Source organism: Streptococcus hepaticus, assembly GCF_043656315.1.
Taxonomy (GTDB): Bacteria; Bacillota; Bacilli; order Lactobacillales; family Streptococcaceae; genus Streptococcus; species Streptococcus hepaticus.
Genome location: NZ_JBINIY010000003.1, coordinates 62,590 through 77,478, shown reverse-complemented (window position 1 = coordinate 77,478; position 14,889 = coordinate 62,590). Strand labels below are relative to the sequence as shown.

Sequence of the window (14,889 nt, the reverse complement as noted above, 5' to 3'; positions counted from 1 at the left end):
TTTAGTAATCTCCTTTCTCAAATGGGTCACGGGCTGAGTAATCCGCTAACTTAGCCTGTTCTTCTGCATATTCTGGGCCTTTTTCAATTCACGAAGGGTCAAGCTGACCATCGTCACTGCAAGACCTCCAAAGAGCAAGAAGTACACGGTATTGGAAATCAAGAGTGAGGTCACAGACACATTTGGTGAGACAGAATCTTTGATTTTAAAGAGGCCATATACTGTCCAAGGGTAACGTCCATGTTCCGTAATAATCCAACCAAATGTATTAGACAAGAATGGTGCGAAGGTTGTCACTGCAACAAGCCATAGCATCCATTTGCGTTCAAAAAGAATCGGGTTCTTCTTACGTGTTAAGAAGAGACCGCCAGCTGATACCAGCAACATCAAGGCACCAAAACCAGCCATGGTACGGAAGCCGTAGAACATGAGGTTGACCATTGGAAAATAATTATCTTCGCCATATTTTGCGACCAACTCATCATTAGCTGTTTCCATACCTTTTACGGCACCTGAAGGTTTGCCATAAGACAAGATGGAGAGCATATAAGGAATTTTAATGCCGAAAACTTGTCGATGCTCTGCTTCATCCGCCCAAGCGAGAACGGTCCATGCTGCTGGATCTCCAGAGTCTTCATAGTCGCCTTCCATGGCTGCGAATTTCATTGGTTGATCATTGAGGAGAGCCTTCATTTGCAAATCCCCTGCTCCCATAACAGACAATGAACCAATCAAACCAATCAAAAGACCAATACGAAGGGATTTTTGATAAATTTCCTTCACTGACTCTGTCAACAATTCTGGTTTTAAGAGTTTAAAGGCTGCCATACCCGCAACAACAATACCACCCATCGTGATTGCTCCTGTGATAACATGGCTAAACTCATAGAAAAATTGAGCATTCGTAATCAATGCCAAGAAGTCCGTCATCTGCGCACGGCCATTGACAATTTCATAGCCGACAGGATGCTGCATAAAGCTATTGGCCGTCAAAATCCACATAGCCGACATCATTGAGCCAAAAACCACCAGCCAAATAAAGCTAGCATGCAACTTCTTGCTGATTTTTTATTGTCCCAAGTAAACATCCAGAGTCCCAAGAAAGTTGACTCCATGAAGAAGGCAAGGAGGGCCTCAACGGCAAGAGGGGCCCAAAAGACATCCCCGACAAAACGTGAGTAATCAGACCAGTTCATTCCAAATTGAAATTCTTGAATAATACCAGTCACGACACCGACTGCAAAACCGAGGAGCATGATATTGCCCCAGAATTTGGTCATTTTTTTGTAAATCTCATTTTTAGTAGTGACATACATGGTTTCCATAATCGCCACTACCAGGCTCGTACCAATGGTAAATGGCACGAAAAAGAAATGGAAAACGGTTGTCATGGCAAACTGGAAGCGTGCCAAGGTTTCGATGTTCATAACCCCCTCTTTCTAATGTTGAGCATTAGAATAAATCCTAAATATAGCTAAGTACAGCCTAATCTGTTATTTCTATCTTAATGGTACAGGTCAAAACGGCCTTTTGCCAGAAGTTCTTTCAAACCACCAATATCCAAGAGTGATTTGTTCATAATCATTTTCTTGGCAGCCGAATCTGGATAGGCTTTTAGCGTTAGACCAAGTGATTCACCCAGTCCATGGGTATTCCCGACTGAAGCCACTGTCCCCAACGACTTAAATTTGAAGTCAACTGGAGCATGTCCTTTTAATTGCAGCGCTAAATTTTTAGCTACATGCGCTCCCATACGAGTCGCAATTTGTGCTGTTGCTGGGAAGGGATGGCTTGAAGCCGTATCCATGAAGGCGGCAACATCACCGACGATATACATATCCGGATGTTCTGGGTCACGCAAGTCAGCATTGACCACGACACGACCACGACGTTGACTGAAGCCAGACTCACCCATAACTGGGCTTCCGCTGACACCGGTTGTCCAGATAATGGTACCCGCTGAGACAGACTTGAATTCCGTATCATCAGGACTTGTCACGTAGAGAACTTGACCGTCTTTGATTTCCTTAATCATGCAACCAAGCATGAGGTTGGACCCCACTTGACGGACAAGATCAGTTCCGTAAGCAGCCAAACTATCGTCAAACATTGGGAAGATACGACTAGCTGCTTCCACACAGATAATTTCGATTTTTTCTGGGGCAACACCAGCTAATTCAGCATAGTTCTTGCGTTCGTCCGCAAAAGCACCTGCCAACTCAACACCTGTAAATCCAGCTCCACAGATCAAAAGACGTAAATTATTTTCGTCCTTTGTCTCACGATAGGCCTTCATTTTCCCTACAATATGGTCATGAATCGCCACTGCTTGATCCAAGGTTGTCATCTGCAAGGCATTATCCACAGTTCCTAAAATACCAAAGGTTTTGAGGTGAACCCCAAAGCCACTACCACATAATCATAGGTCAACTGACCCTTTTCTGCTAAATCAACCGTTTTCGCATCCGCATTGATTTTAATAACCGAATCTTGGATAAAGGTTACTTTTTTAGGGTCGATCACATCAGCGATTGGGTAGGATATTTTTTCTTTTGCTACAGAACCTGCTGCTACTTCTTGTAATTCCGTTGCTTCATAGTGGTAATCATTGCGGTCTACCAAGGTAATATGGAAATCACCATCCTGTTTTTGCAAGGAAGTAACTGCCTTTAATCCCGCATATTCGGCCCCAAGTACGAGGACTTCTTTCATCATCCAACTCCTTTATAATAAAATCCCAATTAGATAGGTCAAGGCCTGAGTTGCTGAACCCAGCGCCAAAATCCGTATCGCACAAACAAATGTCTCTTTTTTGACCTGTTTTTGCCACAAAAGCTTGGATTGTCCATAGATAAATGGAACCAGGACCACGGTCAATAAAACCGTGGCAGGTGCCAAGCCACAGACAACACAATCGCAATCACTGCTAAGCTATTAGCCAGTGCAAACAAGAGTAAACCTCCCTTTGTGCCCGTGTAATGGACCAAAGTATAACGGTGGTTTTTTTCATCATCTTCTTTATCGCACAGATTATTGGCCAGCATGAGGTTGGCAATCCATAAGGTGTTCGGTAAGGAAATGAGGAGGATTTGTCCCAAGGTTCTCGCGTCCCAGCTAAATACCTGAGAAGTATTGAGGTAGACACAGATGAGACTAATCATAAAACCCATAGTAAAGCCTGAGAAAAACTCGCCCAAGGGCAGGCTTGACAAAGGCTTAGGTCCCGAAGAATAGAAGATGCCAACAGCATAGCAAAAGCCAACCATTAGCAACAAGGGCCAACCAACCATCCAAGCCAAACCGAGTCCAATCAGGCTCGACGTCCCCATCAACACAGCTAGCAGGATTTCTATCTGACGGAGAGACAAATTCTCCTGCCCGATAATGTTGGTAGCTCTTTTGTACTCCGAATCGACTGCATTTCGATAATCATTGTAATTGTCCCACACATCCACAAACATGTTAAACAAGAACATAGCTAGAAAATAAAGAGCCACCAAGAGTGGATGTATACTGCCATACTGATAAACTGAAAAACACAGACCGATTAGAAAAGGTAATACACTCGCCGTTTTTGCTTTGATTTCAACGAGTTCCAGAAATACTGATACGTTCATCTTTTTACCCTTTCTCTCTTATCTCTTTAACATTCCTATTTATAGAAGAAAAAGAGATTGTTTGAAAATAATTGAACTAGAAATTTTAGGAAAGAACGAAAAAAATCGTGCCAAGCACGATTTGACTTATTTTTCCTTAGCCAACTCAAGACAATAGGACTTTTTCTGACAATGCGGACAAGTCAGTTTGCGCGTACGAGGCATGTGACCAGCCCAGGCAAACTCCTTAAAACTTGGATCAAAAATTTGATGACAGTTGGGACATAAATAGTGAAATTTCTTGCGAAAATGAATAACCGTATATGTATAAATAGGAATAAAAACCCCCATCATACACCATTGCACCCATTCAAAAGCCAGATGACCAACACCAAAAATAAGAAGAGCATATATTACCACTTCTAATAAGAGAATGCCATACATCTTCCATTGTAGTTTTTGCCACGAATCTTTATTTTTCATAGTGACGGAAAAATCTGTCAGATAGGCCAGCTCATAGTCTGTTTGATTTTTCAAATTGTCAAGTAAGTTGACAGCCATGTCAAGTTTGGTTTGAGCAGTCTCTACCTCTATTTTTAGTTGTTTAATTTGGGTCACCAGAAGCATATCCAGAATCTGTTGGATATTTTCTTCGACCAAGATTTTCCCAATATCATCAATGGAAAAATCCAGTTCTCGCAGAAAACAGATAATCTGAAGTGTCTTCAAATCATCCTCTGAATAAATCCGCCGTCCACCTTCTGTAACCTCACTCGGCTGTAAAATACCGCGTTGGTCATAGTATTGGACTGTTCGAACAGAGACATTAGCTCTCTTGGCTAGTTCCCCAGTTGTGTAAATAACAGACATTCCCCCACCTCCTTTCTGCTACCAGAATAGCACATGCCCCTAGGTCACAAGCAAGCCCTAACGCAGGGGGATTTTTCATTTTTCCTAGAATTTATACAGGAAACTTTCCATTTGATAAAGCAACAAATCCGCATAGTCGTGATCTTGTTCCAAATCCTGTAAGAGATTTTTCAAATCGGTTAAATTGTCCGTGATGATACCATCCACCTGTAGTTGAACGGTCTTGCTCATACTCTCTGTATCATTTGGTGTCCAAGCATAGACTAATTTTTGCCGCAGCCATGACTTGGCCATGAAATTCTGGTCCAAAGATGAATATTCCATCGTATAACCATCCGCTACGGTCGTTGGATAAATGGAATTAAACGGCAAAATGAAGGCCGTCACCAATTTCTCATTATACTCTTCTGCTTCAATGATCACCTTGTAGTCGAGAGACTGTAGACGATGTCCATATCGGAGCATTGTTTTACTATATTTTTTCAAAAAATTCTTGGTCATCTGAGGCGAGTCCGTCGAATTGACCTTGATTTCAACTAATAACTTCTGCCCCAATTCGTTCGCTCGTTTTAAATACTCATCAAAAGAAGGAACGGGTGCCGACATATTGTTTTCACTAGCCGTCATGGCCGTCATCTCCGCCAAACTATAATCATGGGTGCCACCAGGATAGCCCGTCAGATTCTGAATATCATTATCATGCATGACGACAAACTGCCCGTCCTTTGTTTCTTGTACATCCATCTCGATATAGTCGGGCTTCAGTGCAGCTGTTTTTTCCAAAGATGGAATTGTATTCTGCACCCCATTTTGCAGATTGACCCCACGGTGAGAAATGGTCACTGGAAGATTATTGTAGGGGAAATAAAGACTCACCGCACCCTGAAAGCCAAAATAAAGGCTGGCCAATACCATAATTATCCACCGTAAACGATGACGTAGTTGGGCACGGCGATAAAAGGGCATACGTTTTCTCGTCAGCATTTCCACAAATTTGATGAGAAAAATTGCCACCGCTCCATAATAAACCAAGCAAAGCACAATGTAGTTTCCCAGCGCAACTACGGCTGAAAGCTCTTCTTGCAGAAAATCAGCCAATACTTGAACTCCATAGGTCACACTCGCAAAGAACATGAAAAAGCCAACTGACTGCAGGATGATCCAGATTAACCGAATCAAAGACTGCCATTGGACGCTTCCTTTCGTCTTTTTCCAAGAAAAAAGCAGAGCTGTTCTGACGCTTTCTTGGTCAAAGTATACCAAAGGCAAGGCATACATCACACGGACCGCTAGCCAGAAAAAGAAAAAGAGAGCCGCTGTGATAAGGCCACCTAGCAAATACTCGTTGGCAAGATAATCCAGAATAAACTGGGGTAGAACCAATTTATTAAAATAATAGATGTCCAAAATCTTCCGTAAAAATGGAAAGAGAAGCACTGAGTAGCAAAGAACAAAGAGGATTTTAGACAAGTGCAAACTCCGCAAATTTGACTGCAAACCGCTAAACATATCTGCTAGAAATTGTCTGAGTGTTCTTGGCTCCTGATGGAGTAAACTGAGAACACCAGTCAAAACGACTCCAATTTCGAGATAAGCAATGAGAAGATTCAACAAAATCAAGAGCCCAAAAAGAGCCGTTACCCACCACTTCGCAGTTAAAGTCGCACCCAAATTGGTCGAAGATAGGTAAGCATATCCTGTCAAGCGTAAAAGATACTCCGCCAAGAAGGAATTAATCGGCACCCAAATCAGCTCTACCGTGCCAAATAAAACTGAAAAAAGTAAGAGAATCTTATCCAACTGATAATAAACTTTTTGAAATTCTTTTAAGATGTAGTTCATAGCTCTAGTGTCCCATATTCAAACAGAAAAAGCAAGATTTTTCCAAAACAGACTTGTGTTTTTTAAAATATTCTGATACGATTGAATTATCTGAAAATTTAGTCAAGGAGATTTGCTATGACAAGACACATTCATTGGGATGGAAATCTTTCTCAAGAAGGATATGAGATTATTAAAGGGCAGGGTGGTGTGATCGTTTGCCCAACTAAGGTTGGCTACATTATCATGACCGCTGACAAGGCTGGTTTGGAGCGCAAATTTGACGCAAAAGAACGCAAACGCAACAAACCCGGAGTTGTTCTCTGTGGGAGCATGGAAGAATTACGCGAATTGGCACAGTTAACTCCCGAGATTGACGCCTTCTACCAAAAACATTGGGACGAGGACATTCTCCTAGGCTGTATCTTACCTTGGAAACCGGAAGCCTACGAAAAACTTAAAGCCTATGGCGATGGCCGTGAAGAACTCATGACCGATGTTCGTGGCACTTCTTGCTTTGTCATCAAGTTCGGTGTGGCTGGTGAGCAAATTGCTAAGGAAATGTGGGAGAAAGAAGGACGCATGGTCTACGCTTCTTCTGCTAATCCTTCTGGTAAAGGAAACCGCGGTAAAGTTGAAGGAATCGGTGAACGTATCGAGTCAAAAGTCGACTTGGTGATCGAAGCAGATGACTATGTCGCTTCTATCCAACCAGATAAAACCATCGAAACGCGCTACGAGCAGGGCGTTATGGTCTCAATGGTTGACGCTGACGGCAAGCTCATCCCTGAACAAGGGGCTGACAGCCGCTCGATTGAGCCTTGCCCAGTGGTCATCCGTAAAGGCCTTGACATCGATAAAATCATGATGCACCTCTCCGACCACTTTAATTCTTGGAACTACCGCCAAGGAGAATACTACTAATCTTCGCTAACTAAGTTAGAAACCCCAATTAGGGCCTGAGACTTTTATCTCGGGCTCTAACTTTTGTATCTTTAACAGTTTGACGCAGTAGGTGACTGATTGCTCTCATCCCTTATATCGCAAGTAATTTCGACCAATCTAGGCACCTGTGCGGAGGTGTGACAACAAAATCAATTTCTACGAAATCCCGATTTTTGTCACACCCTCTCTTTTTTGCTATACTATTCCCATGAAAACGATTTATTTTTTAGGTGGTTTAGGGGAAAATCGCCACCAGGCAAAAGATTTAGAAGAATATTTAGGTCATCCGCTGATTGTGATTGATTTACCAGGGCATGAGGAAAATTTTGATGACCTCGTGACCACTCCGCAGGAATTAACTGCCTGGTTTGCCAAACAAGTTGACACTGACCAGCCCTTTTCCCTCATTGCGCATTCTATGGGGGCCAATCTCGCTCCCTATCTGGCCGCTCAATTTCCACAGCTGGAAAAATTAGTCTTATTGGATGGAGGCTATTTCGAGTTTGACCAATTTGAGTCCTTGGAAGGGGATTTGGCAGGAACGGCTGCTTTTCTAGAAGAGACAACCTTTACAGATATGGATACCCTCATTGAACAAGAAAAATCCACAGCTCCCTACTGGTCAATACATCTTGAAAACGCCCTACGTGACAGTTTTATCTGGCAAGAAAATGCATATCATTTCCATCTCAATAAAGAAAGTGTGCTTGCTCTCATCCGCTTGCAGCGTGAATTTGAACACCTTCTCCCGCAAGTTACCTGCCCAACATTGTTGATTGCTCAGTCTGATAAAGATTGTCCAGCCATCAAAAAAGATATGTTGGCAAAGGTGCCCGCCCACATTCACATCAATACCAGCCTGGACTGCGGTCATTCTCCACATACAGAAAAACCTGAGCAAACTGCTCAGGCTATACGCGAATTTTTTATGACATCATAGAGTCCAGTCCAAAATTGGTCCGACTGGGACAATTCCATTAGGATTGATGGTCTTGTGACTGCCGTAATAATGTTGCTTGATGTGGTCAAAATCGACCGTCTCCGCAACCCCTGGCAGATTGTAAATGTGCTTGGTATAGCGCCATAGATTTGGGTAGTCTACCAGACGCTTAAAATTGCATTTAAAATGACCATAGTAAACTGAATCAAAGCGCACCAAAGTAGTGAACAAACGAATGTCCGCTTCCGTTAATTGATTACCAACTAGATAATCTTGCTGGCTCAGCTGATTTTCCAAGTCATCCAAGGCTGAGAAGAGTTTTTTCAATTCTTCTTCATAAACGGCTTGCGCTGTCGCAAAACCAACCTTGTAAACACCATTATTGACTGCGTTGTAAATCTTGGCATTGACCTCATCAATCTCAACCAACAAATTCTCAGGAGCATAGTCTCCTTTTTTTGCACCAATCTGGTCAAAAGCCGAGTTAAACATGCGAATAATATCCGCCGACTCATTGCTGACAATGGTATCTGTCTTTTTATCGTAGAGAACCGGCACCGTCACGCGCCCCGTATAGTCAGGCTGAACATGAGTATAAATCTCATGCAAATAATCCGCACCCAAAATCGGGTCTGCAACCACACCTGGACCGTCCGCAAAAGTCCAACCACTTTCCAGCATGAGCGGGTGCACAACCGATACGGAAATCATCTCTTCCAAGCCCTTCAAAGCCCGCATAATCAAGGTCCGACTCGCCCAAGGACAAGCCAATGACACACAAAGATGGTAACGACCTGCTTCTGCCTTGTAACCAGCATCACCAGTCGGACCAGCCGATCCGTCAGCCGTTATCCAATTGCGAAAGAGAGCATTGGTCCGCACAAAACGACCACCTGATTTCTTGGTATCATACCACTGATCTACCCATTTTCCGTCTATTAAAAGTCCCATAGTTCCCTCCATTTTTCTTTATATTACCACTATATATTGATTTCTACAAGGATAAACTCCTCTAGAAAGACATGCTTCCCAAACCCCACTACAGATATTCTGCTCCTCCCTACTCGCAAAAAAGCCAGGAACTCTTATTCCCGGCTATTTTTCTTATTTCAAAGCTGCACTGACTTGGTGGACAATGGCTTGAGCTGTTAAGCCATAGACCTCTTTTAGATAGTCCATTTTTCCTACTTGTCCAAATGCTTCCTCAACACCAACACGATAGACTGGTGTCTGAGATTGACAGGCAAGCAATTCACAAATAGCGCTTCCCAAGCCGCCAATACGATTGTGATTTTCTGCTGTGATGACAGGTTTACCAAGTAAGTGCTCTGTCAAACTAGCATCAATCGGCTTGATACGGAAAAGGTCGATAACCTGAACATCGATTCCTTGCTCAGCCAAGCTATCTGCTGCTGCCAAGGCTTCTTCCACCATAATACCGCTGGCAACAATGGTTGCGTCAGTACCTGTTCGCAAAATGCAATATCCCTTGCTAAAATCTTCACCACCTTGATAGATGGCTGTCGGCGCCTTACGAATGGTCCGAATGTAATTCAAGTATTCACCAGCCAAGGTTTCTTCCAAAACCGCTGCAAACTGAATATCATCACTGACTTCATAAACACGCGCTTTAGGAATCAACCGCATTAGACCCAAGTCTTCAAACGGCATGTGAGTCCCACCATTCATTTCTGCAGATACGCCCGCATCAGAGCCAATAATGGTCGCTGGCAGCTGAGCATAGCCTAAAGAGAGGAAAACCTGGTCATACACCCGTCGACTAGCAAATGGTCCAAAGGTATGGATATAAGGCTTGAAACCTTGAATGGCTAAACCAGCAGCCACCCCCATCATTTCTTGCTCCATTATACCAACATTGACATAGCGTTTGCCCAGCACATCACCTAGCTTATTGGTGGACATGGAGCTGGACAAATCTGCTTCAATCGCTGCGATTGTTTCATTTTTCTGACCAAACTCTGCCAAGAAATCACTGTAGACTTTTCGCATTTCTTTCACTGATCTCATCTTTATCCCTCCATTTCTTGAGCCAAATCAGCCGCAGCTTTTCCCAATTCAGTTGCTAATTCGTCCGTCAAACGCAAATGGTGGTTGCTGACCATTTCTTCCACCAATGGCACACCTTGTCCCTTGGTGGTGTCCAACACAATACATTTTGGTCGTGAAGAAGAGCTTGCTTTCAGACTCTTAACCGCTGCAACAATAGCTGCAATATCACTTCCGTCTACACGAAGAGCTTCCCAGCCAAAGGCTGCAAATTTTTCAACAAAGTCAAATGTCTGACAGATTTCAGCTGTCGTGCCGTCCAATTGCTTTTTATTGTCATCTACAAATAAAATGAGATTAGACAATTCTTGGTGAGCCGCAAATTGAGCAGCTTCCCAACACTGCCCTTCATTGAGCTCGCCATCGCCAACAATCGTATAGGTATAATGCGAACTTTGCTTGATTTTCTGTCCATAGGCAATCCCTGTTGCTACACTGACACCTTGCCCCAATGAGCCCGTTGTCATATCCACACCAGGTGTCAGATTGCGGTCGGGGTGCGAAGGTAGATGGGTCCCATTGGTATTGAGACTCCATAGAAAATCATGGTCAAAAAATCCTTTAAGATAGAGGGTACTATAGAGTGCCGGACCTGCGTGCCCTTTCGACAAGACGAAATAATCGCGCTCTGTAGACGAGAAATTCTGGACTGTTATATCCAGAATCTCGCCATATAGAGCTGTCAAAACTTCAACAATAGATAAACTTCCACCGTAGTGACCAAAACCTAGCTGATTGAGAGTTGCAAGTGTATGGTAACGGATTTCAGTTGCAAAGTCTTCTAGTTTTTTCAACTCTTGCTTCATCATTAAGCCTCTTTCTTATCTTTCTTAAGAATAGTCATGGCAATCATGATACCAAGAACTGCAAAGATACCAATAGAGACTGCCATCACACCGCCTTTATTAGCCAAGCTACCAAGGAAAATACCGGACAAACCAAAGTCAGCATCTGAGAAGGTTGAGCCTGCAAAACCAAGGTCACCAAGGACTGGCATGAGGAAGACTGGAAGGAAACTGATGAGCACACCTTGCATGAAGGCTCCCACTACTGAACCACGGATACCACCTGAGGCATTTCCCATAACACCAGCAGTTGCACCACAGAAGAAGTGAGGTACAACACCAGGCAAGATAACCACACCACCAGTGAGAATCATGATAAACATGCTGACCAAACCGCCAGCAAAACTAGAAATAAAACCAATCAATACAGCATTTGGAGCTGAAGGATAAACGATAGGACAGTCCAAAGCTGGTTTAGAGTTTGGAACCAATTTTTCAGAAATCCCTTTGAAGGCAGGAACGATTTCCGCTAAGATAAGACGAACACCTGCAAGGATTGTGAAGACACCTGCCGCAAATGTACCACCGAGTTGGAGAGCGTAAACGATACTGTTTGTACCACCGCTCAATTCTTTTTCAATATAACCGCCACCTGCAAAGATAGCAACAATAATATAGATGATAGACATAGAAAGGGCAATACTTACGGTACTATCACGCAAGAAAGCCAAGCCTTTAGGGAATTTAATATCTTCTGTAGATTTTGATTTGTCCCCAACGAGACCACCTACAAAACCACTGAGCCAGTAACCAAGTGAGCTAAAGTGTCCCAAGGCAACCTTATCATTTCCTGTCAACTGCACCATGTATTTTTGAACAAAGGCTGGTGAGATAGACATGATAATACCAAGCGCCAAGCCACCCATGACAATCAAGCCTGCTGAAGTAAAGCCAGCCACTGTCATAATAACGGCAATCATACAAGCCATATACAAAGTATGGTGACCTGTCAAGAAGATATATTTGAAGCGAGTAAAGCGGGCAATGAGAATATTAAAGACCATGCCGAGTAACATAATCAAAGATGTCGCTGTCCCAAATTTATCCAAGGCAAGCGCCACAATAGCTTCATTATTTGGCACAACACCTTTCAAATGAAAAGCGTGTTCAAACATTTGACCAAATGGTTGTAGAGATGTTTGTAGAATCGTTGCACCGCCACCCACGACGATGAAGCCGACAAATGTTTTGATACCACCTTTTAGCAAGTCTGAAGCCGATTTCTTCTGTAAAGCAAGACCTAAAATTGCAATCAAAGCTACCAAAATCGCTGGAGTCTTGGCAATATCAATTAAAAAATCTAACATATTTTCTCTCCTTTTTGAGCAATCCTATTCTTATACAAGACCTTTTTCTTGGCAAATCGCAGTGACCAACTCACGCAACTCGTCCATATCAATAATGCTATTGAGAATGCGAACATCCCCCAAGTGCGTTGCAGAATCAGCCAAGTCACGACCAACAATCCACACATCTGCTGCACTCGGATCTGCTCCTCCCAAATCATAGTGCTCCACTTGGACATCTGAAACGCCCAATTCCTTCAAAATAGATTCAATGTTCATTTGCACCATGAAACTTGAACCCAAACCTGAACCACATGCAGTACCAATTCTTAGCATGTTGTATCCTCCTTTAATAAATCTTTAATAGCGTCGAAATCTGTCGATTCGACAAGTTGTTGCAATTTTTCTGGCTCTCTCAAAATCGCCGTCAAATGAGAAAGAGCTTTAAGGTGTGTTTGATTGTCCACTGCGGCAATACAGATAATCAAACGAATTTCATGGCTAGAATCATCCAATAGATAAACTGGTTCTTCTAGCTTGAGCATAGACATCCCAACTCGATGAACACCGTCTTCTGGGCGAGCATGTGGGATCGCAACCCCCTTTCCTAAGTCAATAAAAGGACCGAACTCTAAGACCTTATTTACCATGGCACCAATGTAGGATTCTTCAATGGCTCCATCTTGTAATAAGGGTTTCGCTGCGCAGGCAATCGCTTCCTGCCAAGACATTTTCTCTCTACTATACTGATAGGTTTCTTTTGTGATAAGTTCCTCTAACATGGGACTTCTTTCCTTTCTCTCATAGGATTTTTCATTTAAAAATTGGACTAATTCATATTTCAAAGCCTGTTCACGATGAACTGTCGCATACTTTCCAATCAAAGTCATTAGTTGTTCGATTTCAATGGGAAAATAGCCAGCATTGGCAAATTCTTGACTGACCAAGTGGAACAACTCTCTCTTCTGACTCAGGTTCATGAGAGGAGGAACCAAGAAAAATGGCATTTTCGTCTCAAGTTTGACTGTCGAGAAAATCATGTCGTAGTCGCTCTGCTGAATTTGTTGAAAACCTGCAACCGAATGCGCATCTGCAAAGGATATATTTGGAAAGAGTTGCTTCAGATTTTCTTTGACAATCAGCGATGAACTAACACCATTGGGACAGACGACTAGAGCGCGATAGCGGAAACTTCTTTCTTGAGCAGCTTCGATATATCCCCCAAAGTGAATGACAAAGTAGGAAACTTCACTATCTGGAACTGTAAATCCCAATACTTTTTCCAAAGGAGACAAGGCTTTTTTGACGATTTCAAAGAGATCCTTGTGCTCTTCTTTTATCACTTCCGTGTAAGTATTGATGGTGAAGGTTCGTGCAGTCAAGCGATAGTAGGCTGGAATTAGGTGTTTCTGCAAGCCTTCTATCAACTCTTGGCGACGTTCAAAACTAATGAGCGACAGACGCTCCATTTCTTCCACAATCGATAAAGTTAAGTCTGAAAAAAATTGATCTCCTCTAAGAACTTGACCTTCCAAGCATCCTTGTAAGCGATGAGCTAAATACTGAGTCCAGTTGGCTGTCAACTTCGGTAATCCCTCGCTACTTTGTTCCAAATGCTTCCAAAGCTGAGAAACAACATCTTGAATAGGCTGAGGTACGAGTGCTTGTTGCCATTCTATTTCTTCTTCGACCCTCTTCCTTCGAATCGCCAAAAATTGGAGAAAATAGAGAAATTCATCTAGCCGGTCTTCCAAAGGCGAAAGCTGATAAAACTGACACAACTGCAAACTCCGTTGCTTGATACACTCCCGTTTCGCAACCTCATCCCAGGCACGAAGGATATAATCCAAAGCCCAAATACCAACTGGTGACTTCAGACAATCACTGATGGCATAAAAAGCTAGACGATGTTTATCCTCTTCTCGCCCCACCAAGTGATAGCCATGAGAACGCGTATAGTGAAAGGCAACATCAAACTGGTGGCAGAGTTCACGAACATTTTTTATGTCCGTCAAGGTTGTATTTTTGCTAACATTCAGTAAATCTTGGTAATGAATATTTGAAATAAAATCTTTACGGATAAAGGTATAAAGATAAATCAGAACTCTTCGCTCTTCCTGAAAAAGATAAACCTCTCGGCTTCGAAGCAAGTCAAAAATGGTACTTTGATTATCTCTCAAGCTCTCTGGCACACGATACACACCTGCTTGAAAATCAATCTCTGCAAACCCATTATCTACTAGCAAATCATTCACTTGCTGCATACTAGATAGCAGACCTTCTTTTTCCACTCCTGTCTGAACGCTCAGTTCATAGAGGCTGATTTCTTGATTTCCAAATAATTCCATCAAGATGGCGATAGCACGATGATCAATCATTTCCTTCTCCTTGTCTAAATTGTAACCCTTTTCATTTTTCTTTTCTAGTCCATTTGAGCCCAATCTCTTATCAGAGTGTCCCCTTCCCAATTGTGCTCAGACAAACAGGGAAGATAAGGTCCTTCTAAAAACAAAAAAAGA

Annotated in this window: 10 protein-coding genes and 3 pseudogenes; 2 read left to right on the top strand and 11 right to left on the bottom strand. The window is 42.8% G+C overall.

What is annotated here, in order from left to right; translation table 11 throughout:
• Position 1 precedes the first annotated feature (1 nt).
• The 5 genes and pseudogenes from ACHUFA_RS04190 to ACHUFA_RS04170 all read right to left on the bottom strand — a co-directional run bounded on the left by ACHUFA_RS04190 (position 2) and on the right by ACHUFA_RS04170 (position 6,308).
• A pseudogene (locus ACHUFA_RS04190) lies at positions 2-1,427 on the bottom strand (cytochrome ubiquinol oxidase subunit I).
• A 77-nt stretch (positions 1,428-1,504) separates the two neighbouring features.
• Positions 1,505-2,712, bottom strand: a pseudogene (locus ACHUFA_RS04185) (NAD(P)/FAD-dependent oxidoreductase).
• A 12-nt stretch (positions 2,713-2,724) separates the two neighbouring features.
• A pseudogene (locus ACHUFA_RS04180) lies at positions 2,725-3,617 on the bottom strand (prenyltransferase).
• 126 nt (positions 3,618-3,743) lie between these two features.
• Positions 3,744-4,466, bottom strand: coding sequence for a MerR family transcriptional regulator (locus tag ACHUFA_RS04175; protein WP_394404998.1), 723 nt, complete (start codon positions 4,464-4,466; stop codon positions 3,744-3,746).
• A gap of 84 nt (positions 4,467-4,550) precedes the next feature.
• Positions 4,551-6,308: a glycerophosphoryl diester phosphodiesterase membrane domain-containing protein gene (locus tag ACHUFA_RS04170; protein WP_394404997.1), complete on the bottom strand. Its 1,758-nt coding sequence runs from the start codon at positions 6,306-6,308 to the stop codon at positions 4,551-4,553.
• Positions 6,309-6,425: 117 nt separating this feature from the next.
• Between ACHUFA_RS04170 and ACHUFA_RS04165 the strand changes: the two genes are divergently transcribed.
• Together ACHUFA_RS04165 and ACHUFA_RS04160 are read left to right on the top strand one after the other, a co-directional pair.
• Positions 6,426-7,211 carry an L-threonylcarbamoyladenylate synthase gene (locus ACHUFA_RS04165; protein ID WP_222347700.1) on the top strand — a complete coding sequence of 262 codons (786 nt, stop codon included), beginning with the start codon at positions 6,426-6,428 and terminating at the stop codon, positions 7,209-7,211.
• 229 nt (positions 7,212-7,440) lie between these two features.
• On the top strand, positions 7,441-8,172 hold the full coding sequence (locus ACHUFA_RS04160) for an alpha/beta fold hydrolase (RefSeq protein WP_394404996.1): 732 nt from the start codon (positions 7,441-7,443) through the stop codon (positions 8,170-8,172).
• Here the strand turns inward: ACHUFA_RS04160 and ACHUFA_RS04155 are convergent.
• The 6 genes from ACHUFA_RS04155 to ACHUFA_RS04130 all read right to left on the bottom strand — a co-directional run bounded on the left by ACHUFA_RS04155 (position 8,167) and on the right by ACHUFA_RS04130 (position 14,748).
• The gene (locus tag ACHUFA_RS04155) at positions 8,167-9,123 is read right to left on the bottom strand and encodes a glutathione S-transferase family protein (protein WP_222347698.1); all 957 of its coding nucleotides are present in this window, start codon (positions 9,121-9,123) and stop codon (positions 8,167-8,169) included. The two genes, ACHUFA_RS04160 and ACHUFA_RS04155, sit on opposite strands and share 6 nt — an antisense overlap.
• Positions 9,124-9,276: 153 nt before the next feature.
• Positions 9,277-10,200 (bottom strand): transketolase family protein, encoded by a 924-nt coding sequence (locus ACHUFA_RS04150; protein ID WP_222347697.1) that lies wholly within the window; start codon positions 10,198-10,200, stop codon positions 9,277-9,279.
• Positions 10,201-10,202: 2 nt separating this feature from the next.
• On the bottom strand, positions 10,203-11,048 hold the full coding sequence (locus ACHUFA_RS04145; protein WP_222347696.1) for a transketolase: 846 nt from the start codon (positions 11,046-11,048) through the stop codon (positions 10,203-10,205).
• Positions 11,048-12,391: a PTS ascorbate transporter subunit IIC gene (ulaA, locus tag ACHUFA_RS04140; protein ID WP_222347695.1), complete on the bottom strand. Its 1,344-nt coding sequence runs from the start codon at positions 12,389-12,391 to the stop codon at positions 11,048-11,050. Before ulaA ends, ACHUFA_RS04145 begins: the two co-directional genes overlap by 1 nt.
• A 30-nt stretch (positions 12,392-12,421) precedes the next feature.
• Positions 12,422-12,706 carry a PTS sugar transporter subunit IIB gene (locus tag ACHUFA_RS04135; RefSeq protein WP_222347694.1) on the bottom strand — a complete coding sequence of 95 codons (285 nt, stop codon included), beginning with the start codon at positions 12,704-12,706 and terminating at the stop codon, positions 12,422-12,424.
• Positions 12,700-14,748 (bottom strand): BglG family transcription antiterminator, encoded by a 2,049-nt coding sequence (locus ACHUFA_RS04130; RefSeq protein ID WP_394404995.1) that lies wholly within the window; start codon positions 14,746-14,748, stop codon positions 12,700-12,702. The genes ACHUFA_RS04135 and ACHUFA_RS04130 overlap by 7 nt, the downstream gene beginning before the upstream one ends.
• Positions 14,749-14,889: the final 141 nt, after the last annotated feature.

Coding starts and splice junctions, on each gene's coding strand:
- ACHUFA_RS04175 (WP_394404998.1), bottom strand. CDS start 4,466: ATGTCTGTTATTTACACAACTGGGGAACTAGCCAAGAGAGCTAATGTC.
- ACHUFA_RS04170 (WP_394404997.1), bottom strand. CDS start 6,308: ATGAACTACATCTTAAAAGAATTTCAAAAAGTTTATTATCAGTTGGAT.
- ACHUFA_RS04165 (WP_222347700.1), top strand. CDS start 6,426: ATGACAAGACACATTCATTGGGATGGAAATCTTTCTCAAGAAGGATAT.
- ACHUFA_RS04160 (WP_394404996.1), top strand. CDS start 7,441: ATGAAAACGATTTATTTTTTAGGTGGTTTAGGGGAAAATCGCCACCAG.
- ACHUFA_RS04155 (WP_222347698.1), bottom strand. CDS start 9,123: ATGGGACTTTTAATAGACGGAAAATGGGTAGATCAGTGGTATGATACC.
- ACHUFA_RS04150 (WP_222347697.1), bottom strand. CDS start 10,200: ATGAGATCAGTGAAAGAAATGCGAAAAGTCTACAGTGATTTCTTGGCA.
- ACHUFA_RS04145 (WP_222347696.1), bottom strand. CDS start 11,048: ATGATGAAGCAAGAGTTGAAAAAACTAGAAGACTTTGCAACTGAAATC.
- ulaA (WP_222347695.1), bottom strand. CDS start 12,391: ATGTTAGATTTTTTAATTGATATTGCCAAGACTCCAGCGATTTTGGTA.
- ACHUFA_RS04135 (WP_222347694.1), bottom strand. CDS start 12,706: ATGCTAAGAATTGGTACTGCATGTGGTTCAGGTTTGGGTTCAAGTTTC.
- ACHUFA_RS04130 (WP_394404995.1), bottom strand. CDS start 14,748: ATGATTGATCATCGTGCTATCGCCATCTTGATGGAATTATTTGGAAAT.